Genomic DNA, 25,379 nt, shown 5'->3' on the forward strand with positions numbered 1-25,379 from the left:
GGAACAGGTCCTTATACAGTAGTCTATCAGGAAAATGGTGGTGCCAATCGTACACAGACTAATGTTACCAGTGGTACTGCTTTTACAACTTTTACGACTCCGGTTACGAGTTCTACGACTTATACTTTAGTTTCTGTAACAGGGGCAGATACCTGTGTTCGAAGCTCCGGCTTTACCGGTGGTTCGGCGACAATTACGGTCAATCCACTACCACAAGGTAGTTTAACAGCCAATGGTCCGTTTTGTGCGACGGGAGCTGGGCAATTAACTTTTACAGCAACCGCGGGTACAGGTCCTTATACAGTGGTTTATAAAGAAAATGGCGGAGCAGATCGTACGCAGACTAATGTGACCAGTGGTGTTGCTTTTGCGACTTTTACCACTCCGGTTACAACTTCTACAACGTATACTTTGGTTTCTGTAACCGGAGCTGATACTTGTGTTCGAAGTTCAGCATTTACAGGTGGTTCTGCTACTATCACAATAATTCCACAACCAACTGCGCCCGTTAATGGAGGAATTACTGATCCAACATGTCTAACGCCGACCGGTACGTTAGTTTTAAATGGATTGCCCAATATGAGTAATTATACGATAACGCAAAGCGGTTCTTTCCCCAATACTTATGCGGGAGGTGCTGGGCCTGATCCAACAACATATACAATTACCGGACTTGCACCCGGAACCTATAATTTTATTGTTCAATATAGTGGTAGTTGTGCTTCACCACCCTTATCGAATATAGTTATAAATCCACTTGTAACAAATACTTACACTATAGCAGGAGGCTGGTCGGGTGGAACACCAACAATAAATCATAATATTATCTTTGCTGACGATTATGCGACAACAGGAGATATAAACAGTTGTACCTGTAAAGTAAATGCAGGGAAAAAAGTGACCATAAATGCATTAAACACGCTAACGGTAACTAATGCATTAACTGTTGATTCAGCACCGGGAACGGAATTACTGTTTGAGAATAATGCAAGTTTAGTTCAGGCAAATGATAATCCGTTACTGAATTCGGGCTCTATTAGTTACAAACGTACAGGTAAACAGATTTTTATATACGATTATATTTATTGGTCAACACCGGTGAGTCCACAAAAATTAGTAGATGTGTCACCCTTAACGTTATCCGATAAATATTTTAGTTTTAATGGAACAAACTGGGTGATGACCAGTTCCAATACCGAAATGATAATTGGTAAAGGTTATATTATTCGTGGACCTCAAAGTTATTCAAATACGGTAAGAGCCGATTATACAGCTCAATTTGTTGGCGCTCCAAACAATGGTGCTTTGTCCGGAGAAACAATGGATGCGGGTAACTTTTATTTAATCGGAAATCCATATCCTTCTGCTTTGGACGCGGATCTTTTTTTACCTGCAAATTCTTTTCTGGATGGAACTATCTTTTTCTGGACTCATAATACGCCTATAGGTAGAGTAGGGCCATATAAATACAACGCAGATGATTATGCGAGTTATAATGTTGTTGGAGGTGTAGCAATATCTGCAAAAAGTGATCCCGGGCATACGGATAATCCGGCTACGGATGCCGGGGTTAAACCAACGGGTAAAATTGGGGCAGGACAATCTTTTTTCGCCACAACGGTTAGTGCCGGAACGGTCGCTTTTACTAATGCAATGAGGTTGGGGGGTGCGGATAACAGTCAGTTTTTTAAAATAAAAAATACTTCAAAAAATACCGATTTAGAGCGACACCGCATATGGCTTGATCTGGAAAATGAGGAAGGAGCATTTAAACAATTGCTGATTGGTTATGTAGAAGGAGCAACAAACGGTCATGATAATAGATTTGATGGTGTAACACTTGACGGAAATCCGTTTTTGGATTTTTACAGTATTAACAGTAACAAAAAATATGTTATCCAAGGGCGTGCGCTGCCTTTTTTAGACACCGATACAATTCCTTTGGGATATCGTTCTGCAATTGTAAGTGATTTTACTATTTCTATAGATGATTCCGATGGGAATTTGGTACATCAGGCCATTTATATCGAAGATAAAATAACCGGACAAGTACATGATTTAAGAGAAAGTGATTATAAGTTTTCAACCGGAATAGGTGTCTTTGACGATCGTTTTATATTGCGTTATGTCAACAAATCATTGGGAGTTGGCGAGTTTGAAAATAAAGGAAAAGAGATTATTGTAAGCGCAAAAGATAAAATAATCAATATCAATGCTTCTGAAAGTACAATTAGTGAGATTCTTATTTTTGATGTAAGCGGAAACATGATTTATAAAAAATCAGCGATTAATGATCCGGCTTTTCAAATTGTAAATTTAAAATCTCAGGATCAGCTTCTTTTTGTAAAAGTTAAGTTAGAGAATAATACAGTATCAATTAAGAAAGTGATGTTTTAAAAGTTAAAGCGAGTGCGATGACTTGTTTTTCTTGCAGAGTCGCAGTATTGCAAAGAATCAAACTTTGCGTTTCTGCGACTTTGCGAGGAATAATTTTCAGGTTCAAAGGTACAGAGGCAGAGTAAGATAAAGGTTAAAAAAACTTTGAAACTCCTTTATAGTTAAAACAAGTATTCTAAATACCTTCCTAAATAAAGATTTCTCTTTGTCAGACTGAGCGAAGTCGAAGTCAGACAAAGAGAAAAAACTTTGCGTTTTCGCGTCTTTGCGTGATTATTCAAAAACACACACTTTATTAATACTGATGAACGTAACAAGGGAAGATCCTTCCTTAGTCAGACTTGATACAATTGTAAAATTTGTAAATAGAATCAGATCTTGAGATTTTCCTTTCTCATTTTCCTAAATAAAAAAATTGCTTTTGACCTTAAGCCAAAAGCAATTTAAAATAGTATTTGAGATTTATAAAATCTTTATGTTAAACTTTTGCTTTACCTGAAGCTTCAAGATTTCTTTCAATGCTATGCCCCGGTCTTGACCACTTTGGTTTTTCACCCAGTGGGACAAATTGAGAGTCAGCTGCTTCAACCGTTTTTGGTTGCGAAACTTTTGTAAAAGGTTTTTGTGGATTCAATCCTAATAATTCGAACATTTTCATGTCTTCGTGAACATCAGGGTTTGGTGTTGTAAGCAATTTATCTCCGGCAAAAATAGAATTTGCTCCGGCAAAAAAGCACATTGCCTGTCCTTCGCGGCTCATATTGGTTCTTCCTGCAGACAAACGAACTTGTGTGTCCGGCATTACAATTCTTGTTGTAGCAACCATACGAATCATTTCCCAGATTTCAACAGGTTTTTCATCTTCCATAGGCGTTCCTTCCACGGCAACCAAAGCATTAATTGGCACAGATTCCGGTTGTGGATTTAAGGTAGAAAGCGCTACAAGCATTCCTGCTCTGTCTTCAATACTTTCGCCCATTCCAATAATACCTCCGCTACAAACCGTAACATTGGTTTTACGAACATTTTCGATCGTTTCTAAACGGTCTTCAAAACCACGGGTTGAGATGACATCTTTATAATATTCTTCAGAAGTATCTAAATTGTGATTGTAAGCATATAAACCAGCTTCTGCCAGTCGTTGTGCCTGATTTTCGGTGATCATACCCAAAGTACAACAAACTTCCATGTCCAGCTTATTGATGGTACGAACCATTTCTAATACCTGATCAAATTCTGCTCCGTCTTTTACGTTTCTCCAAGCAGCTCCCATACAAACACGAGATGATCCGCTTGATTTAGCACGCAAAGCCTGAGCTTTTACCTGACTTACACTCATTAAGTCGTTTCCTTCAACTCCGGTGTTATAACGCGCAGCCTGTGGGCAATAACCACAATCTTCAGGGCATCCTCCCGTTTTAATAGATAACAGTGTAGATACCTGTACTACGTTTGGATCATGGTTTTGTCTATGAAGTGTTGCTGCTTCATACAGCAAGTCCATCATAGGTTTATTATATATTGCGATTATTTCGTCTTTTGTCCAGTTGTGTTTCGTAATGCTCATTGATACATTTTTTTGATGCTCCAAAAGTAGTTAAATTGTTCTAATCAACCAATGATGTGTTCTGTAAATGAATATTTGATAGGCATTTTCAAAAAAGAAACACTCTAAAATCATAGAATTATATTTTTTTATGATTTTAGAGTGCTAAAATGTTTGTTTTACTTTGAAAAATTAATCGGCTACATACTTGTTATTCCAGTATAACATCATCATTAAAGTGACGATTACCGACGATGCGATCCCTTCAAACAATAAACAGATACAGTAAGTTGGTACTGAGGGATTTCCTCCAAACATAAAAGTCTCTGATAATGTTTTAACATAGGCATCTCCACCTCTTGCATAACTATAAACTAACAGCCCGAAAACGCTCATTGCGACACCAACTACAGAGGTTGCCATCGCAGAAACGGCATTCGAAACAAAGTTGGTTTCTCCTTCGTGAAGGTTCATTCGCATGGTTTTATTTACGCCATAAAATATAAAAAACACATTTAAGGTTCGTAAATAGAATAAATGGGCTAAACCTAATACATTCATCAATAAAAAATAAACGCCAATTCCAAGGAATATCAAAAAACCGTTGGTTATTTCTTTAGGTAATTTCATAATGGTTATTTTTAAAGAAGTTAATAGTAAGCGATTGACAAACAGAGTTGTATATCAAATTTACTAAAAAAATAACTACGATGATTTAAAAACGATAAAAAGTATAACAGGAGTTTCTAAAGCTGATTGATAAAAGCTAAAGCATTTGTTTTATCCTGATTGAGCTGCTCTTTGAGTAAGTCAACAGAGCCGAATTTCTGTTCTTCGCGAAGATAAGTTAGTAAAGAAATTTCTATTTTTTTACCGTAAATATCAGCATCAAAATCAAAAAGATGTACTTCTATGGTTTGTTTGTCCCCGTTTACAGTGGGGTTAAAACCGATATTCATCATTCCAAAAACGATTCTTCCATTATGGAATGTTGTCTGAACGACATAAACACCATTTTTCGGGATTTTTTTATAATCTTCCTTAATATGGATGTTGGCTGTCGGGAATCCGATTGTTCTTCCGAGCTGTTTTCCTTTTACAACTTCACCACTTAAAAAATAATTATAACCTAAATATTCGTTGGCCAAAGTGACATGACCTTCGTCTAAAGCCTTTCTGATTTTGGTCGAACTTACCGAAACATCCTGAATTTCCTGAGCCGTAATTTGTTCCACTTCAAAACCATATTCTTTTCCAAAAGCAATAAGATCATCAATATTGGCCGTTCGGTTTCTGCCAAAGCGATGATCGTGGCCAATGATTATTTTTTGAATATGAAATTGATCTACTAAAATAGAATGCACGAATTCTTCGGCAGTTAATCTGGAGAAGCTTTCGTCAAACGGGTGTATTACCAGATTTTCAATTCCGGTTTGCTCCAGAAGTTTTGTCTTTTCAGCAATGGTATTCAATAGTTTTATTTCCGATTTTTCCTGCAGTACCATTCTGGGATGCGGAAAAAAAGTAAGCACTAAACTTTCGTATTTTCCATTTTCGGTGTTTTGAGTAATTCGTTCCAGAATTTTTTTATGACCAATATGCACACCATCAAAGGTGCCAAGAGTTAAAATAGTTTTCTTGGTTGACCGAAAATCGTTTATAGAATGAAAAAGCTTCAAAGCAAATTATTTAAGATGCTGCAAATTTATACTATCTATTTTAAATTTGATACTCAGCTCAATTGATTTTTTTAATGAAATTGAGTGTCTTTTTGTGAAAAGAGCAAGAGTCATAGGTAAAAAAGGAAAAATCACTTTATTAATGTAGGAATTCACTACACGTATGGAAGCGAAATTTTAATTTAATTAGCTTATCTTTGATGTCTAAAATATACTTTTGAATTTATGAAAAAACTACTACTTTTTATATTGATTCTTTTTTCTAGTGCCGAAATCAATGCGCAAAGCGATGTTTTATGGCAAAAAGTAAGTTCAGCTTCTAATCTTGGTAGAAAAGTAACGGCTGATGATTCAGAAAAAATGTATTTTAAATTAAACTCAGATTTTCTGAAGACAAAGCTGTCCACTACCACCGATAAAAAAGCAAAAAGTACTACTACTGAAATTACTTTTCCAAATTCGAACGGAGTTTTAGAGCGATTCTCTGTTTGGGAGTCATCGAATTTTGATCCTGAACTGCAGGCAAAATATCCGGACATTAGGGCATATGAAGGTAATGGGATCGATGATAAATCAGCAAAAATTCATTTTAGTGTTTCTCCGGACGGAGTACAATCTATGGTACTACGCGCAGAAAAAAATCCCGAGTTTGTAGAAAAGAACCCGGATAATAAAACGCAATATGTTGCTTTTGCTTCAAAAAACAGTCTTTCAAAATCAACTCTGATTTGCTCTACTAAAGAATCTACAGCTAATAAAAAAACAGCTAATAAGGCCAGTACTGGAAAGAGCAGTTCAAATAATAAAGTTTTCAAAACATTGCGATTGGCTCTGTCATGTACGGGAGAGTATACCACTTTTTTTGGAGGGACAAAACAAGGTGCATTAGCAGGTATGAATGCTACTTTAACAAGAGTTAATGGTGTTTTTAACAGAGATCTCGCCATTAAAGTAATTTTGATTGCGAATAATGATGTCCTTATTTATACGGATGCGAATACGGATCCTTATTCAGTTGCTGATGTAGGTGCTGAAGGAGCTTGGAACCAGGAAATTCAAACTACGTTAACCAATGTTATTGGTAATGACGGTTATGATATCGGACATTTATTTGGTGCTTCGGGCGGAGGAGGAAATGCTGGTTGTGTAGGTTGTATTTGTACGAATCCTACAAGCTCTGAACCATTAGGAAAAGGGAGTGCTTATACTTCGCCTTCAAATAAAAAACCTCAAGGAGATACTTTTGATATTGATTTTGTGGTTCATGAATTTGGACACCAGTTAGGAGCCGAACACACTTTTTCGTTTGATGGCAGTCAGAGAACAAATGTTAATGTAGAGCCCGGTAGTGGTTCTACAATTATGGGATATGCCGGGATTTCTAAAGGTTACGATGTGCAAAACAGATCAGACGATTATTTTGCCTATGTTAGTATTTTGCAAATTCAGAATGTGCTTTCAACTGCGAATTGTGCAGTGAGTTTACCTTTAACCAACAATCCGCCAACGATAAGTGCGGGTCCTGATTATACCATACCAAAAGAAACCGCCTTTATTCTAAAAGGAACAGGTTCTGATCCGGATGGAGATACAGTGACGTATTGTTGGGAGGAAAATGATGTTGCAAGCATTACAGCTGGAGAGACCAGTATAGCTTATCCGACTAAACCGGATGGACCTTTGTTTCGTTCTTTTTTACCGGTGACGTCACCAATTAGGTATATGCCTCAGCAAAATGATGTTTTGAACAATAAATTAACATCTACGTGGGAATCCGTTTCTTCTATAGCAAGAACCTTGAATTTTACTTTAACGGGGCGTGACAATGCTGCTCAAGGCACAGGACAGACTAATACGGACGCGATGGTTGTTGTTGTGAATGCTAACGCAGGTCCCTTTGCAATTTCGTCGCAAAATACAGACAATATCGGTTGGATCAATGGAAGTCTGCAAACGATAACCTGGACGGTTAATAATACAAATACTTTAGCGGGTTCTTCCAATGTTAATATCAAACTTTCTACGGATGGGGGATTGACATTTCCAATAACCTTAGTATCAAATACGCCAAATGATGGTTCAGAAACCATTACTGTTCCTGCTGATCTTAAGGCTACCGCCTGCAGGTTATTGATCGAGCCAACTGCTAATATTTATTATGCTGTAAATAGTAAACAGTTTGCAGTAGGATACAACACTGTTGCAAATACAAATACGTACACTTTTGCTGCGCCAATTGTAATTCCGGATAACGATTTGGTATATACTACAAGAATAATTACGGTGTCTGCTCCTACAGGGAAAAATACGATTACGGCAGGATTAAACGATGCTGACAGTGCTGCTAAAAAAACAGTGACTACTGCTGATGGAGCTGAAATTCTTGATGTAGATTTGAATATTAATTTTACGCACTCTTTTTTATCCGATGTTCAGATAAGTATAAAGAGTCCAAAAGGGACGATAGTTCCATTGTTTGATGGTGGTTGTGGCAGTACTTCAAACACCTTGTCTTTAAAATATGATGATACAGGTGCTGCCCTTTCTTGCGGAGCAAACACCTTGCAAATCGTTGTTCCTGTAGGTAAATTAAGTGCATTCAATAAAGAGAGTCCTTACGGAGACTGGACTTTAATGGTTCGCGATATTGATGTCGGAAAAACAGGAACTATAAATGCTGCATCGATTACAATTAAGACTCAAAAATTTACTTTAGGAACGGACAAGGTTGAGGCGCCTATTGATTTTGTTCTTTATCCAAATCCAAATAAAGGTAGTTTCACGATTCAATTTTTATCCGAATCAGGTTCAGGAATTAACGTTTTTGTAAATGATATTTTGGGAAGAACTGTTTATTCAAACTCTTTTGCAGGATCGGCTATTTTTAATCAAAACATTCAACTTGCAAATGTGTCTTCAGGGATTTATCTGGTAAGTGTTATTGATGGTAACCGAAAAACCGTTAAGAAAATAGTAATCAATTAAGGTAAAATCTTTTTAACCTAAACGGGACTACTATTCGAAATTTAAATCAGTATTGGCCCGTATTTAATCTGTTTTTTTATTTCGTACAAGGTCTTTTTTTGAGCTTGTAGGGGTAAGACATAAATTAAGATACCTACAAGGTCAAGAAAAGACCTTGCAGGAAAATAGGAATGCTTGAAAATAAGTAGTTTAATAATCAAACTTGGTTTTTTAGTGTGCGATTGCCATACAGACAATGCTGATTTTTGCGCCCGGAATTTTTAATAAGGCCCGGGAACAAGCCTCCAGTGTCGCTCCTGTGGTAAGAACATCATCGACAATTAAAAAGTGTTTATAATGGTGTTCTTCTGAAAAACGGACATCAAATATATTTTCGATATTCTCTGAACGTCCGGAAAGATTCTTTTTGGACTGTGTTTTAGTGTATGTTTTGCGGTATAAAATGGTATCATCATAAGGAATGGATAAACTTTCGGCCAAGGCTTTTCCAAAAGTTGTGACCTGATTATAACCTCTTTCTTTAAATTTTCGTTTGTGAAGCGGAACCGGAATTATCGTATGGAAAGGACTTTCTAATGGTAGTTTCTTCAGATCTTCGGCGTACCAATGCCCTAAAACAGTTCCAATTTCTTCCTGTGCCTTGTATTTTAAATTGTGAATGAGTTCCTGAACGATCCCTTTTTTATTGAAATATAGAAAAGTGGAAGCATGCTCGATAGCAATTTTTCCGTAAAATTTCTTGACCGCTTCATTTTCAGGATCTAAATGATATTGCGTAAGCGGTAGTTCATGACGGCATTTGGTGCACAAAACAGATTCATAAGTCATTAAAACGCTGTGACATCCGGCGCAAACTTTAGGAAAAAACAGGTCAATAATATAATTAAACACAAATAGAAAGAATTTAGTTACAAAAATAACGAAATCAATCCCTCAAACTTTATTATTTTTCTTTTTTTTAATGGTACTTTTTATATTTTTGCATCACTATGGCAAAACAAGAAGATTTATTTAAGAATGTGGTTTCGCACGCAAAAGAGTACGGATTTATTTTTCCGTCAAGCGAAGTATACGATGGATTGAGTGCAGTATATGATTATGCACAAAATGGCGTCGAGTTAAAAAAGAATATTCGTGAATATTGGTGGAAATCAATGGTTCAGATGAATGAAAATATTGTCGGCTTAGATGCTGCAATATTAATGCACCCTACGACCTGGAAAGCTTCAGGCCACGTTGATGCCTTCAATGATCCGTTAATTGACAATAAAGATTCGAAAAAAAGATACAGAGCAGACGTTTTGGTTGAAGATCATGCTGAAAAGATCAATCTGAAAGCCAAAAAAGAAATCGAAAAAGCAAAAGCTCGTTTTGGCGATGCTTTTAATGAAGAAGAATTTATTACCACTAACGCACGAGTGGTTGAATATCTTGCAAAAGAAAAAGAAATTCGTGAAAGACTTGGACGTTCTTTGGGTAATGGTGATCTGGAAGATGTAAAAGCTTTAATCGAAGAATTGGAAATTGCTGATCCTGAAACAGGTTCCAGAAACTGGACAGATGTAAAGCAATTTAACCTAATGTTCGGAACTAAATTGGGAGCTTCTGCAGAATCTGCAATGGATTTATATTTACGTCCGGAAACGGCTCAGGGTATTTTCGTGAATTTTGCCAATGTGCAAAAATCAGGTCGTATGAAAGTTCCTTTTGGAATTGCTCAAACGGGAAAAGCCTTTAGAAATGAAATTGTGGCAAGACAATTTATCTTCCGTATGCGTGAATTTGAACAAATGGAAATGCAATTTTTTGTACGTCCGGGTGAAGAAATGCAATGGTACGAACACTGGAAAACAACACGTTTGAACTGGCATTTATCTTTAGGACTAGGAAAAGAGAATTACCGTTTTCACGATCATGAAAAATTAGCACACTACGCTAATGCGGCGGCTGATATAGAATTTAATTTCCCTTTCGGATTTAAAGAATTAGAAGGAATTCACTCTCGTACAGACTTTGATTTAAAAGCGCACGAAAAATTCTCAGGAAGAAAATTACAATATTTTGATTCTGAATTGAATGAGAACTACGTGCCATACGTAGTAGAAACTTCAGTTGGTTTAGATCGTATGTTCCTGGCGGTTTTTGCAACTTCATTGCAAGAAGAAACTTTAGAAGATGGTTCTACAAGAACGGTTCTAAAATTACCGGCAGTTTTAGCGCCAACAAAAGCAGCTGTTTTACCATTAATTAAAAGAGACGGTTTACCTGAAATTTCTAAAAAAATCATCGAAGATTTAAAATGGGATTTCAATGTAGCGTATGACGAAAAAGATGCAGTAGGGCGTCGTTACAGAAGACAAGATGCTTTAGGAACTCCGTTTTGTATTACAGTAGATCATCAGACTATCGAAGATGAAACGGTTACGATTCGTCATAGAGACACCATGAAACAAGATCGTGTTAAAATTGCTGAATTAAGAGCCATCATTGAGAACGAAGTTTCAATGAAAAACTGGTTAATGAAGATGTAATTTTTCAAATAGAAATATAAAAATCCCAAATTCCACATCAGGAATTTGGGATTTTTTTTAATTTAGACCTTGTATTTCATCGGACATATTGGTATTTTGTCTTTATGTTTTAACATTTGTTGGTAATGTATTAACAATGAAATGTTTATGCGTTTGTAATTCGTAGCTTTAATTGTAGATAGAATCAAGACATTCCGATATTGAAAAAGTATTCGTATATTATTATTGATGATGACACTGAAAGTATTTTGAAAACCAGAACTGTTGCAGCTGGTTTTTCGGACTTAACTTTTGTGGGATCAGCTGTGAATTACCAACAGGGATTAAATCTGATTTTGCAACACAAACCTTCTCTTGTCTTTTTAGAAATTGATCCTAAAGACCCTTCAAGTAAGTTATCGCTTTATTTTATCAATGAATTGTACCGGTATTTATCGATTATTCCTAAAATAATTATTACCACTTCAAAAACAGAATGGGCCTATGAAGCAATTCAATACGGTGTTTTTGATTATGTACTGAAACCGGTTTTGGAGATTGACTTGCAGAAGCTTATTTTAAAATTGAATAAAACCACTTTGGTGACAGAATTAGTCCGTACAAGAAATGATAGCTCTGCTCCGGTTTGCGCTCCCGCTAAGGACTGCGAGAAACCGCTTGTTATTTGTATAAAGTCATATGGTGATTATCGTTATCTCAATGCAGAAGATATCATCTATTTTCAGGCCGATAATAATTCAACAGACATCTACCTTAATACAGGTGAAATGATAACGGCTTTTAAAACGCTTAAACATTTTGAGAATGTTTTATCCTATCCTTTTTTCCGAATTCACAACAGTTATATCGTTAATCGGAATTATGTGGCACGCATTCATAGCGGAAACTCAGTTTGTTACATAAAAAACACGGCAAAAAAGATTCCTTTCTCTAAAACATACAAATCAAATGTTGATTTAATAATCTCGGATTTTAGTATAGGGAATTATTTAGAGGTCTAAAAATTAAGTGTTTACGTTGATTTGGTATCTGTTTACTATCAATTGGGTATGTTTCACCACAAACTAATTTTTTTGTGCAATTTTTTTTTGGTTCCGGGCTTAGTTTTACACCGTGGTTCTTTTCTAATTAATCACATGCCCCAAATAAAAACATAAACTAAAAAAATCAAGATCATGAAAAAAGCAGCTCTAACAATCGGATTATTATCTTTAGTAATGGTAGTAACTTCTTTTACTACTCCGGACGAAGTAAACAATGCAGCCGATACAGATGTAAACATTATCAACCCAATAGACGGTACTTCAATGGGAAGGCGTAAGAGTGATGTTAACGGACATGAAATGCAAATGAATGTAAATGCGAATCAATCCGGGAGTTTTACTACAGATAACCAGTCAACACGTGCGAATGTGAAATTGGATTAAAAAAAATAAAAATACAAGAGAAGGCTGTCAATTTTTTGACAGCCTTTTTTTTAGCCTATAGTTTTAGTATTTTTGATGAAATTCAAAGACACTATTGAAAAATAATTACTTAATATTATTCCTTCTCTGTATTGTTTTTTTTGGCTGTACCAAGAAAAACAAAAGCGATAAAAATGTCAATTTATCAGAAGATAGTCTTGCCACTTATTTATCACTGGCAAATGATATCAACCTGCCTTTTAACTACAAACAAGGGTACAATAAGAAGGCTTTTGCCATTGTTATAAATCAGAAAAATGATTCGCTTAATAAAGTTAATCTTTTTAAAATTGCCAATCGATATTATAACATGAGTGATTGGGTTTCTTATCTTGAAACCACAGAATTAATTTTAGATCGGTCAAGAAGCTCGCGGGATTCGCTTAATATGGCTAAAGCGTATAGTTATCTGGGAGATTATTATACGGTACATGCTGTTACAGACAGTGCCTTTTTGAATTATTTCAGAGCAGAAAAGGTGTATTTGAAAATTAACGATCACTATAATTTGGCCAAGACTTTTTTAAGCAAAGCAACACTTCAGTACAATGAAGGTGATTATTTTGAAAGTGAGATCAATATTTTTAAAGCACTCCGGATTTTAAAGCAACAAAAAAATGTGAACGACCTGCTTTATGATTGTAATAACTTGCTTGGCATCTTATATAATGAAAGGGAAGAGTATCGAAAAGCGCTTGAATTCCATCAGAATGCATTGCGTATTCTTGCAGATAAATCAATTCCTGCGGACTTTCAGTTAAAAGCAACCTCATTGAATAATATCGGGTTTGTTAATTTAAGAATGCGCAATTACAGTAAAGCAAAAGTATATTTTATAAAAGGTCTTGAAGAGAAAAATCTATTCAGGGAGAATACCATATTGTATACCATTATATTAGATAATCTGGCGTATTCTAAGTTTAAATTGCAAGAGTCGGAAGGACTTCCGGGACAGTTTTTTAAAGCATTAAAAATTAGAGACAGTATTGGGTTAAAATCGGGCGTTGTGTTGAGTAAAATACATTTGTCTGAATATTATGCTTTTAAGAAAGACACTTTTAGAGCAATTCAATATTCTAAACAAGCACTGGTTTTGTCGCGTAGTTTAAAAAAAATCAGAGATATCCTCGAAGCGCTGAAACAAATAGAAGTAGTGGATCCTAAAAATGCTTCTGTTTATACTAAAGAATATATCCGATTGAACGACCGAATGTTGAAGGCGGAACGAAAAATGGGAGAGAAGTTCTCCAGAATTGAGTATGAGACCAATGAAATAAAAGACCAAAACTCGAATCTTCAGGAGAAAATTAAAACCTTAGTTTATGTTTTTAGTATCTGTACGTTGATTGGTTTGGTTTTTTATGTGTATAAAACCCAAAAAGCCAAAAACAGGGAGTTACTTTTTAAACAACAACAGCAAATTGCAAATGAAGACATCTATAATTTGATGATTTCACAGCAAAATGATATTGAAATGACTCGCATCAAGGAAAAGAAAAAAGTGGCTCAGGAGTTACATGATGGTGTTTTGGGAAGAATGTTTGGTGTTAGGATAAGTTTGGATAGTCTGGATAAAATAGAGGAAGCCGATGCATGCTTAAAAAGAAAAAAATATCTGGCAGAACTTAAAAATATCGAGGAAGATATACGGGAAATTTCGCATGATTTAAATAGAGAAAAATCCGAATTAATTAATAATTTTGTCTTGATTTTGAACAAGTTGTTTGAAAATCAACAACAGACCTACCCTTCTAAGTTGGTTACTGCTTTTGATTCCCAAATCAAATGGGAACTGGTCAGTAATGCTGTGAAAATTAATCTGTACCGGATTATCCAGGAAGCGCTTCAGAACTGTAATAAATATGCGAAGGCAGAAACGATTACAGTTGAATTTAAAAGCGAGATAAATCATCTGGCTGTAGCTGTTTTTGATGATGGAATTGGATTTAATGTAAAAAGAACCAAAAACGGAATCGGATTGCACAACATCGAATACAGAGCTGCAGAATGTAAGGGAACCGTAACCATAAAATCTGCCAAAGGAGAAGGCACGCTGCTTTTGGTAAAAATACCCATCGATCAAAAAATTAACCTACAAAAGAAATGACAGTTGACCCAAACACTACAATTTCACAATTAAGTAAACAAAATATTTTAATTGTTGATGATCATCCTTTTATTATTGAAGGATACAAAAATGCGATAACGCGTTACAATACCAAACAATATGAGTTTATTATTGCACAGGCTCATGATTGCAAATCAGGATATGATTTGATAGAAAATAGTACAACACCAAATTTTGATGTTGCGTTTTTAGATATTAGTATGCCGCCGTATGAAGAAAAAGATATTTTTTCGGGCGAAGATCTGGCAAGATTAATCGCAAAGAAAATGCCCCATTGCAAGATTGTTTTGCTAACGATGTATACGGAATTGTTGAAAATTAAGACGATTATCAGAACCATAAACCCCAATGGTCTGATTATTAAAAATGATCTTACTTTTGATGAATTGCTGTTTGCATTTGACAGAGTGATGAAAAATGAAAAGTATTACAGTCAGTCGGTACAAAAAATGCTGAATCAGTCGCCTCATAATTCGATTGAAATTGATGAATTCGACAAGCAAATTTTATTTCATTTATCTAAAGGAACTTCGGTAGCAGACATGCCACAATACATTCCGATTTCTATAAACGCCATAGAAAAAAGAAGAACGAATCTAAAAGAGCTTCTCAAAATAAAATCCGGATCGGATGACGATTTGGTAAAAGAAGCTAAAAGTAAATCGCTTTTTTAGAAACGAAAGCAAATAAAAAACGACATCTTTTGGATGTCGTTTTCTGTTTAAAAAGCTTTTATCTATTCGCTTAAAGCATCCCAACCGCGGGCCTTTAAAGCAATTTTAGTATTGGCACGGGTTACCAAATGAATTCCTTCACTCTCCTCAGCCATGTGACCAATGATAGAAAAATTCGGATTCCCTTTTATTTTTTCAAAATCATTGATGTCAATGGTAAATAATAATTCATAATCTTCACCACCATTAATCGCAACGGTTGTACTGTCAATATTAAATTCTTCACAAACAGTAATAAATTGTGGATCTAATGGAAGTTTGTCTTCGTACAGATTACAACCCACTTTAGATTGTTTGCATAAATGAATAATTTCTGAAGATAATCCGTCAGAAATATCAATCATAGAAGTTGGTTTGATTTCAAGGGCGTGTAATAGCGTACGAACGTCTTTTCGTGCTTCAGGTTTTAACTGGCGTTCGATTAAATAAGAGTACGCGTCTAAGTCAGGCTGACTGTTTGGATTCACCTGAAAAACCTGTTTTTCTCTTTCTAAAACCTGTAATCCCATATAAGCCGCACCAATGTCACCGGTCACCACTAACAGGTCGGTTTGCTTGGCTCCGTTTCTATAAACGATTTCATCCTCATTAGCTTCACCAATGGCAGTAATGCTAATAATTAGTCCTTTTTGCGATGAGGTGGTGTCTCCGCCAATAACATCTACTTTATATTCTTTTGCAGCGTGTGTAATCCCTTCAAATAATTCTTCTAAGGCTTCTAGTGGGAAACGGTTAGAAACAGCCACAGAAACCGTTATTTGAGTTGGTTTGGCGTTCATAGCACAAATGTCAGATACATTTACAACGACTGCTTTGTATCCTAAATGTTTTAAGGGCATATAAGCCAAATCAAAATGAACTCCTTCAATTAGTAAATCGGTAGAGACCACTACTTTTTTATCTTTAAAATCAAGAACTGCGGCATCATCACCAATACTCTTTAAAGTAGATTCCTGGATAACATCGAAGTTCTTGGTTAAATGTTCAATTAAACCAAATTCACCTAATTGCGCTATACTGGTACGTTGCGGATTTTTATCTTCTATCATTTTTCTATGTTCCAATGTTTTTAAGCTGCAAAGGTACAGGTTTTATTTAGATTTATTTTGACGGCATATCGGCGATAAAAGGTGATAAATAATAAAAAATTACAAAAAAGAATAAATTTTATTTTCCTGCTGACAAACTGTTGTCACCAGCCCGTTTTACTTTTGAAGTACTAAATAATTAAAACTTTAAAATCATGAAAACATTAGCAGCTCAAGTTATTACTCCGGAAGATTTGTTGAAACACTGGCAAGGACATCGTGCATTGACACGTCACGTAATCGAAGCTTTTCCTGAAAAAGATTTCTTCGAATTTTCAATAGGAGGAATGAGAACCTTCGCGAAATTAACAGATGAACTTCTGTCTATTGCAGTTCCGGCTCTAAAAGGAATTGTAAACAGAGAAGTTTCGCCTTATAGTGAACCAGAAGAAAAATTGATTTTTAAAGCGCAATATCTTGAAAAATGGGATGAGGCTACCGCTGAAATTGATAAATATTGGCAAGAACTGACTATTGAAGATTTTAATGACACGTTTAATCTTTTTGGTCAGTACGAATTCCCGATTATTCACAATGTTTTGTATTTTATTGATAACGAAGTACACCATCGTGGACAAGGATACGTTTATCTTAGAGCTTTAGGAATTGAACCTCCGTTTTTCTGGGAAAGATAAAAGAATAATTCTTATCTTTCTTTAGTTCAAATAGTTAATAAGTAAAACAGCAATATGTTATGAGCTTTAAAAATATAATAACCAATTATGCGGAATACAATTTGTGGGTAAATCAACAATTTGTAAACTGGCTTTCTACAAAATCGGATGAATTACTTCAAAAGGAAGTTCCGTCAAGTTTTTCAAGTATTAGTAAAACACTTAATCACATTTGGGCAACCGAAGAGTATTGGTATTCCGTTATAGCCGAAACTGCTGAATTTGATAAAAGAGAAAATCAGGAGTTGATTACGGAGGAAATATTCAAAGGATTGCTAAACAGGTCAACCCGGTTGGCTGAATTTATTAAGTCGTTATCTGAAGAACAATTATTGAAAAAAATTAAAATCGAGAATCCTTGGTTCCAATGTGAATTACCAATTAGCGATTATTTGCTGCAAGTGGTCAATCATGGCACGTATCACAGAGGGCAAATTGTAACTATGGGCCGAAATATTGGGATCACAGATGCAACAAATACAGATTATAATTTTTACAATGTTGTAAAAGCGCAGTAGTTATTATAGAAGATTATAGTTGATTCATTTTCAAAAAACGAACAAAAAACTCCTCAGGCACCTATGCTTTTGAGGAGTTTTTTTATAAAAGTCTTTTTTTATTAATTTCCAGTAATTCCAATAGGGTTGTTTTTAGCAGTTCGGGTTCCAGTATTTTGGCGTAATCCCCGAACATCAAAAACCAACGCGCAAAACCATTTTTGATATCACGAGACATAAACGTCATTTCGATTTGTCCGTCGACTTCTTTTTCAGAAACGTAACCATGGTATTTTTGTTCATGTCGAAGGTGGCCGACAACTTTTTTTGAAACCAGAATGCGGACTTTTGTTGTGGTATTGGAGTGCTCTTTTTTTGTTAAATAAGTTTCTAATGGACCATGTTCGATCGTGAATTTGAGCTCTGTCTTTTTAATTCCCTGAATTCGATCTGTCCTAAACTGACGATAATCCTTTCGTAAATGGCAATACCCCAAAAAGTACCAATTATTATTTTCATGAAAAATACCTACGGGTTCTATATTTCTATCGCTTGCTTCTTCAGATTCTACTGTTTTGTAAGATAACAGAATTTGTTTTTTTTCGGCAATACTCTCAAACAGTGGCGCTAGCGTATTAGGAGAATTGTCATTAAATAAAGGCTGTGCGGTATGCATCAAAATTTTTGATTCGATGTTCGAAAGCCAATCCTTGTCCGTACTTCTCAAAACCGATTTTAACTTATACATCGCTGAGGCATAATGACTACCAAGAGAAGGATCGGTAAATTTCTGCATTAGTTTTTCGGCAGCGATAAAACTGCTGACTTCTTCACGTGTAAACATAACGGGAGGTAGTCTGTAACCGTCCATTAACGCATAACCAACTCCGGCCTCACTGTAGATTGGTACTCCCGATGCTTCCAGAGTTCTAATGTCGCGGTAAATGGTTCGAAGACTACAATCAAAACGATCTGCCAATTCCTGTGCTTTTACAATTTTTTTAGATTGCAATTGAATCAGTATGGCAACAATACGGTCAAATCGTTTTGGAGTTTCGTCGAGCATTTTTTTGAAGGTTCTAAGGTTCTGAGCTGCTGAGGTTCTAAGACTCAAAGATACAGTTCAAAAACAGAAAACCCAAAACTTTCGCTACCTGGTTCTTATTATTTATTTCGGTTTTTCCATATTTCAGGATTTCTTGAAGTGTGAAAAACAGCGAAAATGAGTATGGTTTTTTCTATCTCGTTTATAGTATAGTGGATTAAGAAGGAAAATTTTCGATTTTTTTACAACGTATTTCATTGTATCGGATTCTTAAACCTTTTGATTGCATTTCAGACCATTCAATTGTCTGTTGAATATTTTTAAATGCATCAGTATCTATCTTTAGAATATGGCTCAATTGAATTAAAGCGTTTTAGAAACTTCTTCCCAGTTTAATAATCGCTCAGGATCGGACTTAGCTTTTGCCATTCTGTCCAGCACTATTTTTTGATGTTCAACAGGAATAAACACATCTTCATTCCAAATGGCATCATTGAGTTTCAATCGCTCCTTGGGAGATAGTTGTTTTGCAGCCTCAATCAGTTGATTGACATTCAAATCTATATTTAGTTTTATGGTTTGCATATAGACAAAGTTAGTGCAAAAATAGATTGGTATATTAGGTTTTGAATTTTCTGAATTTTGAAGTGATTGAACTGCTTTATAGACAGTAAATAGCTGGATATTTTACAAGAGTGTGATATAAGAATTAATGAACTTCTTTGTTTTCTAAATTTAAAAAACCTGACAACTTTCGCTATCAGGTTTAGAGGTTTATTATTTGGTCTTTGTATTTTCGAAAGAGTGAGTGCTTTCTTTTGAGTTTGTAATTAAATGATTTAGAATCTGTAAAGCACTCCAAATTTTGGTTGATCAAAAATGTTCTCGAATAAATTGATGTTTAATTGAAATGTATCCGAACTAGGCCCATTTTCCGGAGAAACGGTGTTGTAGGATAAAAGATTTGCCAGTGTGAAAGTTACCGCGATGTTTTTAGTTAGAAAATAGTTCAAACCAATGTTAATATTAGCGGTAAGACTATTGCTGTCATTTGAACCTGTTGGAGACTCTACTTTGTTTCTGCCATAACCCAAACCGGCTTCGCCATAAGCTTTAAACCGTTTTTTATCTAGTTCTAAGAAGTAGTATCTGGCAAAACCACCTATTCCAAAAACATTCGTTTTGATTCCTGTTGATTCGAATTTGTTACTGGAAAAGTTTACTTGCCCTCCAACGGCAAATTTGTCATTTAGTAAGTATCCGAATTTGGGATTTAGTGCATAATAATCCTGATCTCCGCCTGTGGTAATTTGTATGGAGCCTTCAATAAACATATCTCCATGTTTAAAGGTGATGCCTTTCGCTGAATTCATTTCTGAATCAACCTGATCCTGTTGAGCATTCGCAAAATAAAAAGTAAATAGCGCTAAAATAAGTGTGATTCTCGTTTTCATGTTATTAATTTTTTAGTTACTAATGCTAAAAGTAGCTTTTTTCCTCCAACATATTACTTAAAATTATTGATAATCAGTCTTTTGAGTATTACTCGTAATGATTTATGAGTTTTTTCTGACGATAAATATTTGGAAATTGCAACCCTTATCCGTTTGCATATAGGTGCTGATAATTAGCTGTTTAAAACAAAAAAACCTGACAACTTTCGCTATCAGGTTTTATCTATGTTCTATTCTCTTTATTCTATTTATCTAAAAAAAACTAGTCGTTCAATTTCAAAACAGCCATAAACGCTTCTTGAGGAATCTCAACGTTTCCTACTTGTCTCATACGTTTTTTACCTTTTTTCTGTTTTTCAAGTAATTTACGTTTACGTGAAATATCTCCACCATAACATTTTGCGGTAACATCTTTACGAAGCGCTTTAATAGTCTCACGAGCAATAATTTTAGCTCCAATTGCGGCTTGAATCGGAATGTCAAATTGTTGTCTTGGGATTAATTCGCGTAATTTCTCGGTCATTTTTTTACCGATATTGTAAGCGTTGTCTTCGTGGATCAATGCAGAAAGAGCATCAACAGTTTGTGCATTTAAAAGGACATCCAGTTTTACTAATTTAGAAGTTCTCATTCCGATTGGAGAGTAATCAAAAGAAGCATACCCTTTAGAAACGGTTTTTAAACGATCGTAAAAATCGAATACAATTTCGGCCAAAGGCATATCAAAATTCAATTCAACACGTTCTGTTGTCAAATACGTCTGATTGGTGATTGCACCACGTTTTTCGATACATAAACTCATTACGTTTCCTACGAAATCAGCTTTTGTAATGATAGTAGCTTTAATAAACGGCTCTTCAACGCGATCCAATTTAGATGGTTCCGGTAAGTCCGATGGATTGTTTACAACGAAAGGAGTTTCCGGATCTTTTTTGGTGTAAGCCAAATACGAAACGTTAGGTACTGTAGTAATTACAGTCATATCAAACTCACGCTCTAAACGTTCCTGGATAATTTCCATGTGAAGCATTCCTAAGAATCCACAACGGAAACCAAATCCTAAAGCGGCAGAACTTTCAGGAGTAAATACTAACGAAGCATCATTCAATTGCAGTTTCTCCATAGAAGAACGTAAATCTTCATAATCTTCTGTATCAACAGGATAGATTCCGGCGAAAACCATTGGTTTTACATCCTCAAATCCTGTAATCATATTAGTAGTTGGTGTTTTAGCATCCGTTAGTGTATCACCAACTTTTACTTCTTTGGCTTCTTTAATTCCTGAAATTAAATAACCAACATCACCGGTAGAAATAACACTTTTTGGAACCTGATTTAGTTTTAAAGTTCCTACTTCATCAGCAAAATACTCATTGCCTGTAGCCATGAATTTAATTTTTTGCCCTTTTCTGATTTCACCATTTACAACTCTGAAGATTACTTCAATTCCACGAAACGGATTGTAGTGTGAATCAAAAATCAAAGCTTGTAACGGTTCATCAACATTTCCTTTTGGAGCTGGAATCTTTTCGATAATAGCTGCCAAAATGTTTTCAACACCAAAGCCTGTTTTTCCTGAAGCATGAATAATATCTTCTAATTTACAACCTAGCAAATCAATAATATCATCACTAACTTCTTCAGGGTTAGCACTTGGTAAATCTACTTTATTCAAAACCGGAATGATTTCCAGGTCGTTTTCTAAAGCTAAATATAAGTTTGAAATCGTTTGTGCCTGAATACTTTGTGCAGCATCCACAATCAAAAGTGCTCCTTCGCAGGCTGCAATAGATCGGGAAACTTCATAAGAAAAGTCAACGTGACCGGGAGTGTCAATTAAATTTAAAATATATTCTTCTCCTTTATAGGTGTATTCCATCTGAATAGCGTGACTCTTAATGGTGATTCCACGCTCACGCTCCAAGTCCATGTTGTCAAGCAATTGTGCTTTTTCTTCACGAGCTGTTACCGTTTGTGTGGCGCCAAGTAAGCGGTCTGCCAATGTACTTTTACCGTGGTCAATGTGTGCAATAATGCAAAAGTTACGTATCTTCTTCATTTTAATATGTCAATTCTCTAAACGAGTTTAAGTAATTTTTGTTTAAAATCTGCGCCAGAGCAATTGCCTTAGAGCATGTTATTAAAGCGCAAAGATAGCGCAAAGTTTTGGATTCTGGAATCGTTGTCGTTTGATAGTTGAATTTATACTAATAACTAAACCCGGCGGGTTTTTAAAACCTGTCGGGTTTGCAATTTAAAAATGATACTAAAGTTTGTAATTATAACCCAATTGTATATAAAAAGGGACCATAGGTTCCGTTTTAAAATCCTGAGATATCACTTTTCCTAGTCTTAAAGTGATGTCGTTTCGATGAAAAGAATAGCCGCCTTGTATTCCGTAATTCGCATTTCCTCCTGTTGACGGTTCATACCACCCGTCTTTTACAGCCGGATATACTTCCCGATATATTTCGGTATGTTTAAAATGGGTGACGATCGCTTTGTCAAAACCCAATTCTATTGCGGTAAACCATTTAGGTTTGTAATAACCGATAACGACAGTTGCATCAGCACCAAAATTCTGCAATGTTACCAGAGGATTTTCATAACGGCGATAAATACCATGCAAAGAAGCATTAAAATGAAAATTATTGATTTGATACACATTGATTTGTCCGCCAATTTTGGTTTTGAAATCATCAAAAACAGTTTCGCCTGATGGAATAGAAAACGAAGCGTCAACAACAATAGGTAGTTTGGTTTTAAGTTTATAGCCATATGCAACTCCATAAACCAGACCATGTTCCCATCCGACAGTCGCATTTAGGAGGTGTTTTTCTTCTTTTTTCAGATTTTTCCAGTTAATGGTTTGGGCGAGCGTTGTCGTAAAACTCAAAAGCCAGAGTAGTATTGCGGTAATTATTTGTGTCATTCTCATTTTGTGACTAGTTTAAAGCGTTTAAATAATTCAATACTAAAGGATGTACCTTTTCCCATTTAAAGTAGATCATCTCATGACCCGTATCTTTTACTTCGGATACGGTTGCGGTATTAAAGAAAGCAGCTTCTTTTTGCGCAAAACTAAAACCGTAAGATTGATTAAGTTCTCCGTATAAAAATAGGACCGGAGGCTGGTATTGTTTGAGATTTGTAGTGAAATCAAAACCATCATTTTCAGAAATATCTGAAAAACTTTCTAAAACAGTAGTTCCGATTCGCCAAAAGGGTGATGGGCCGGGAATGCCTTCCTTATTGCCTTTGGCGTATGAAAAACTGGTGGAAATACCGAATTTGTAATCGAGTATTTCATGTTGGTTTTCTTTGCCGGATAAGAACTGATCGAGGTAAAATAAATTGTTTGTTGCTTCAGAAAATAAATCCATTTTTCGACTCATTTCGCCGTAATCATCCAGTAGTTTTTTAGTAAGTCCGCCTGGCTCCGCCAGTATTACACCATCGATCCGATCGGGATAAGAATTTACATAAGCCGCGGCAAGCATCGCGCCCCACGAATGTCCGAATAAGAAAATTTTCTGATCAGGACTGGTTCGGTAATATTGGATAACCGCAGTAAGATCATCTAAAACCAATTGTATAGAATAGCTTTTTTTATCCTGTCTTTTCGATAATCCGGAACCTCTTTGGTCATAGAATACTACATAATAACCATCGTCGGCAAGTTGTTTGGTGTTAAGACCATTTCTGTAGTCTGAGCCGGGTCCGCCGTGTAAAAAAATAAGAATCGGATCGTTGGGATTTCCAAAAGTCTCGGCATGTAACTGTGTTCCATTAACAAAAATGGAGGGAAGAGTGGGGTTCTGATCAACGGTTTTTGGAACCAGATTTCCGGGGTCATTAATATAATTCTCCTGTTCGCAGCCTAAAAAAAGAAAAAGAGAAACGGCTAATGTGAGGGAATAAATTACGGTACTTTTCATGGCATAATTTTTTAAATTTCTGCAAAGATGTGCCGTATGACGCTGCGGGTCGCCCCAACTTGTAAGGTGGTTCTATTTTATTTTAAATAGGCTGAAGGAGAAAGCCCGGTTGCTTTTTTGAAATTGCGATTGAATGCCGTTTTAGAATTAAACCCGCATTCGAAAGCCAAAGACAGGAAAGTGTATTTTTGATTTTCGGGTAATTGAATCAGATTTTTGAATTCTTCAACGCGCTGACAGTTGATGTAATCGTAGAAATTTTTTTGCTCAACAGAATTGATGACTTGCGAAAGAATGTTGGGGTGTACATTTAACGTTTGAGACAATTCGGTTAAAGTTAAATCAGGATTTTTATACTGTTTTTCCTCCCGCATAATGGTCGTTAGCTTCTGATGAATGGATTGAAGTTCAGTAACACTTAAACCTGATTTTTCGTATTTAATTTTTTCCAGTTGATTTTCCGTTGTCTCATTTTCAACAGTAACGTTTTCTGTAGGGTTGTTTACTGCTAAAGGCTGATTGGTGAAAATTCCAACTTGTTTGATTCCAAAATAACCAATGAAAAAAAGATAAAAGACAACGACGGAAAAAATGTACCGATCGTTAGAGAAAATGACAACGAGCCAAATAAAACTGGAACCTAAAATGAGATAACGCAGCCAGGCCAAATTGATTTTTTCCGTAAAGGAGAATTGATTGGTGATGTTTTTTCGGTGTTTTGAAAGTTCCTTTAAGCAAAACAAGGCATAAGTAATTCCAGAAAGTAAGATTGAAGCATACAAAATCGTGATCAAATCTTCATAACCTTTTCCTCCATTTCTAAAAATGCTGATCTTTTTTTCAAACGGTAAATTGAAAAAAGGAGTCAGAACCAGAAACGCAATCAGAAACGGGATGAAATGTAAAAAAGCATATTTTCTTTTCTGATTCGGATTGGTCAAAGCCGTAGTATACCAATATAAAAAGGGACCCTGAACCAAAGGCATAGGAAGTTCAAGCCCTAATAAAAAAGGGAATTTGATGTAATGGTCATTAAAATGCAGGTAAAATAAAGACAAATGAAAACCGGTAAAAAACAACCAAAGCGCCAGAATCTTGTCCGGATTGCTTTTGTTTTTTTTGCTAATCAGAATAAAAACCAAAAAAGCAGTAATTATGATGCCTGCCAAATACAACATATTCTAATAAATTTTAGTTAGATCCGATGTTGGAAAAAG

At 35.5% G+C, this 25,379-nt stretch carries 21 protein-coding genes; 9 read left to right on the top strand and 12 right to left on the bottom strand.

Features of this window, described 5'->3' with window-relative positions; genetic code table 11:
- On the top strand, window positions 1–2,397 hold a 2,397-nt coding region (locus AB674_RS11140), incomplete at its 5' end, for a T9SS sorting signal type C domain-containing protein (protein ID WP_053004247.1).
- 478 nt (window positions 2,398–2,875) lie between these two features.
- Here the strand turns inward: AB674_RS11140 and bioB are convergent.
- From bioB to AB674_RS11155, 3 genes are all read right to left on the bottom strand, one after another.
- On the bottom strand, window positions 2,876–3,964 hold the full coding sequence (bioB, locus tag AB674_RS11145) for a biotin synthase BioB (RefSeq protein WP_047776607.1): 1,089 nt from the start codon (window positions 3,962–3,964) through the stop codon (window positions 2,876–2,878).
- 171 nt (window positions 3,965–4,135) lie between these two features.
- The gene (locus tag AB674_RS11150; protein ID WP_047776608.1) at window positions 4,136–4,573 is read right to left on the bottom strand and encodes a hypothetical protein; all 438 of its coding nucleotides are present in this window, start codon (window positions 4,571–4,573) and stop codon (window positions 4,136–4,138) included.
- 116 nt (window positions 4,574–4,689) lie between these two features.
- Window positions 4,690–5,622, bottom strand: a complete 933-nt coding sequence (locus AB674_RS11155) for a bifunctional riboflavin kinase/FAD synthetase (protein WP_047776610.1) — start codon at window positions 5,620–5,622, stop codon at window positions 4,690–4,692.
- Between the two features lie 225 nt (window positions 5,623–5,847).
- Here AB674_RS11155 and AB674_RS11160 point away from each other — a divergent pair, with 225 nt between their 5' ends.
- Window positions 5,848–8,607 (top strand): reprolysin-like metallopeptidase, encoded by a 2,760-nt coding sequence (locus tag AB674_RS11160; protein WP_047776611.1) that lies wholly within the window; start codon window positions 5,848–5,850, stop codon window positions 8,605–8,607.
- 210 nt (window positions 8,608–8,817) lie between these two features.
- Here the strand turns inward: AB674_RS11160 and AB674_RS11165 are convergent, their stop codons facing one another.
- Complete coding sequence (locus tag AB674_RS11165) at window positions 8,818–9,498, bottom strand: ComF family protein (protein WP_047776613.1); 681 nt, start codon at window positions 9,496–9,498, stop codon at window positions 8,818–8,820.
- Window positions 9,499–9,596: 98 nt separating this feature from the next.
- Between AB674_RS11165 and AB674_RS11170 the strand changes: the two genes are divergently transcribed.
- The 5 genes from AB674_RS11170 to AB674_RS11190 all read left to right on the top strand — a co-directional run bounded on the left by AB674_RS11170 (window position 9,597) and on the right by AB674_RS11190 (window position 15,406).
- Window positions 9,597–11,138 carry a glycine--tRNA ligase gene (locus AB674_RS11170; RefSeq protein WP_047776615.1) on the top strand — a complete coding sequence of 514 codons (1,542 nt, stop codon included), beginning with the start codon at window positions 9,597–9,599 and terminating at the stop codon, window positions 11,136–11,138.
- A 200-nt stretch (window positions 11,139–11,338) separates the two neighbouring features.
- The gene (locus AB674_RS11175; RefSeq protein WP_047776616.1) at window positions 11,339–12,139 is read left to right on the top strand and encodes a LytR/AlgR family response regulator transcription factor; all 801 of its coding nucleotides are present in this window, start codon (window positions 11,339–11,341) and stop codon (window positions 12,137–12,139) included.
- Between the two features lie 174 nt (window positions 12,140–12,313).
- Window positions 12,314–12,565, top strand: a complete 252-nt coding sequence (locus AB674_RS22980) for a hypothetical protein (protein ID WP_047776618.1) — start codon at window positions 12,314–12,316, stop codon at window positions 12,563–12,565.
- Window positions 12,566–12,659: 94 nt separating this feature from the next.
- On the top strand, window positions 12,660–14,711 hold the full coding sequence (locus AB674_RS11185) for a two-component sensor histidine kinase (RefSeq protein WP_047776620.1): 2,052 nt from the start codon (window positions 12,660–12,662) through the stop codon (window positions 14,709–14,711).
- On the top strand, window positions 14,708–15,406 hold the full coding sequence (locus tag AB674_RS11190; protein ID WP_047776621.1) for a response regulator transcription factor: 699 nt from the start codon (window positions 14,708–14,710) through the stop codon (window positions 15,404–15,406). The genes AB674_RS11185 and AB674_RS11190 overlap by 4 nt, the downstream gene beginning before the upstream one ends.
- A 62-nt stretch (window positions 15,407–15,468) precedes the next feature.
- Here the strand turns inward: AB674_RS11190 and thiL are convergent, their stop codons facing one another.
- Window positions 15,469–16,515: a thiamine-phosphate kinase gene (gene thiL / locus AB674_RS11195; protein WP_047776622.1), complete on the bottom strand. Its 1,047-nt coding sequence runs from the start codon at window positions 16,513–16,515 to the stop codon at window positions 15,469–15,471.
- A 194-nt stretch (window positions 16,516–16,709) separates the two neighbouring features.
- Here thiL and AB674_RS11200 point away from each other — a divergent pair, with 194 nt between their 5' ends.
- Window positions 16,710–17,189, top strand: a complete 480-nt coding sequence (locus AB674_RS11200; RefSeq protein WP_047776624.1) for a DinB family protein — start codon at window positions 16,710–16,712, stop codon at window positions 17,187–17,189.
- A gap of 59 nt (window positions 17,190–17,248) precedes the next feature.
- Window positions 17,249–17,746, top strand: a complete 498-nt coding sequence (locus AB674_RS11205) for a DinB family protein (RefSeq protein ID WP_047776626.1) — start codon at window positions 17,249–17,251, stop codon at window positions 17,744–17,746.
- Between the two features lie 82 nt (window positions 17,747–17,828).
- Here the strand turns inward: AB674_RS11205 and AB674_RS11210 are convergent, their stop codons facing one another.
- From AB674_RS11210 to AB674_RS11240, 7 genes are all read right to left on the bottom strand, one after another.
- A complete protein-coding gene (locus AB674_RS11210; protein WP_047776841.1) occupies window positions 17,829–18,791 on the bottom strand; it encodes a helix-turn-helix transcriptional regulator in 963 nt (320 codons plus the stop codon).
- A 342-nt stretch (window positions 18,792–19,133) separates the two neighbouring features.
- Complete coding sequence (locus AB674_RS11215; RefSeq protein ID WP_047776628.1) at window positions 19,134–19,355, bottom strand: addiction module protein; 222 nt, start codon at window positions 19,353–19,355, stop codon at window positions 19,134–19,136.
- A 254-nt stretch (window positions 19,356–19,609) separates the two neighbouring features.
- Entirely contained in the window at window positions 19,610–20,224 is a 615-nt protein-coding gene (locus AB674_RS11220; protein ID WP_047776629.1) for an outer membrane beta-barrel protein, read from the bottom strand.
- 262 nt (window positions 20,225–20,486) lie between these two features.
- Entirely contained in the window at window positions 20,487–22,283 is a 1,797-nt protein-coding gene (gene lepA, locus AB674_RS11225) for a translation elongation factor 4 (RefSeq protein ID WP_047776631.1), read from the bottom strand.
- 207 nt (window positions 22,284–22,490) lie between these two features.
- Window positions 22,491–23,156 carry a hypothetical protein gene (locus tag AB674_RS11230; protein ID WP_082210625.1) on the bottom strand — a complete coding sequence of 222 codons (666 nt, stop codon included), beginning with the start codon at window positions 23,154–23,156 and terminating at the stop codon, window positions 22,491–22,493.
- Between the two features lie 13 nt (window positions 23,157–23,169).
- A complete protein-coding gene (locus tag AB674_RS11235) occupies window positions 23,170–24,162 on the bottom strand; it encodes an alpha/beta hydrolase (RefSeq protein WP_047776634.1) in 993 nt (330 codons plus the stop codon).
- A gap of 77 nt (window positions 24,163–24,239) precedes the next feature.
- Entirely contained in the window at window positions 24,240–25,340 is a 1,101-nt protein-coding gene (locus AB674_RS11240) for a helix-turn-helix domain-containing protein (RefSeq protein WP_047776636.1), read from the bottom strand.
- Window positions 25,341–25,379 lie beyond the last annotated feature (39 nt).

Source organism: Flavobacterium sp. ABG, from assembly GCF_001027725.1.
Taxonomy (GTDB): domain Bacteria; phylum Bacteroidota; class Bacteroidia; order Flavobacteriales; family Flavobacteriaceae; genus Flavobacterium; species Flavobacterium cupriresistens.

What these genes read in the sequence shown, in the direction of transcription:
- bioB (WP_047776607.1), bottom strand. Translation starts at nt 3,964, where the DNA reads ATGAGCATTACGAAACACAACTGGACAAAAGACGAAATAATCGCAATA.
- AB674_RS11150 (WP_047776608.1), bottom strand. Translation starts at nt 4,573, where the DNA reads ATGAAATTACCTAAAGAAATAACCAACGGTTTTTTGATATTCCTTGGA.
- AB674_RS11160 (WP_047776611.1), top strand. Translation starts at nt 5,848, where the DNA reads ATGAAAAAACTACTACTTTTTATATTGATTCTTTTTTCTAGTGCCGAA.
- AB674_RS11170 (WP_047776615.1), top strand. Translation starts at nt 9,597, where the DNA reads ATGGCAAAACAAGAAGATTTATTTAAGAATGTGGTTTCGCACGCAAAA.
- AB674_RS22980 (WP_047776618.1), top strand. Translation starts at nt 12,314, where the DNA reads ATGAAAAAAGCAGCTCTAACAATCGGATTATTATCTTTAGTAATGGTA.
- AB674_RS11190 (WP_047776621.1), top strand. Translation starts at nt 14,708, where the DNA reads ATGACAGTTGACCCAAACACTACAATTTCACAATTAAGTAAACAAAAT.
- thiL (WP_047776622.1), bottom strand. Translation starts at nt 16,515, where the DNA reads ATGATAGAAGATAAAAATCCGCAACGTACCAGTATAGCGCAATTAGGT.
- AB674_RS11200 (WP_047776624.1), top strand. Translation starts at nt 16,710, where the DNA reads ATGAAAACATTAGCAGCTCAAGTTATTACTCCGGAAGATTTGTTGAAA.
- AB674_RS11205 (WP_047776626.1), top strand. Translation starts at nt 17,249, where the DNA reads ATGAGCTTTAAAAATATAATAACCAATTATGCGGAATACAATTTGTGG.
- AB674_RS11210 (WP_047776841.1), bottom strand. Translation starts at nt 18,791, where the DNA reads ATGCTCGACGAAACTCCAAAACGATTTGACCGTATTGTTGCCATACTG.
- AB674_RS11215 (WP_047776628.1), bottom strand. Translation starts at nt 19,355, where the DNA reads ATGCAAACCATAAAACTAAATATAGATTTGAATGTCAATCAACTGATT.
- AB674_RS11220 (WP_047776629.1), bottom strand. Translation starts at nt 20,224, where the DNA reads ATGAAAACGAGAATCACACTTATTTTAGCGCTATTTACTTTTTATTTT.
- lepA (WP_047776631.1), bottom strand. Translation starts at nt 22,283, where the DNA reads ATGAAGAAGATACGTAACTTTTGCATTATTGCACACATTGACCACGGT.
- AB674_RS11230 (WP_082210625.1), bottom strand. Translation starts at nt 23,156, where the DNA reads ATGACACAAATAATTACCGCAATACTACTCTGGCTTTTGAGTTTTACG.
- AB674_RS11235 (WP_047776634.1), bottom strand. Translation starts at nt 24,162, where the DNA reads ATGAAAAGTACCGTAATTTATTCCCTCACATTAGCCGTTTCTCTTTTT.
- AB674_RS11240 (WP_047776636.1), bottom strand. Translation starts at nt 25,340, where the DNA reads ATGTTGTATTTGGCAGGCATCATAATTACTGCTTTTTTGGTTTTTATT.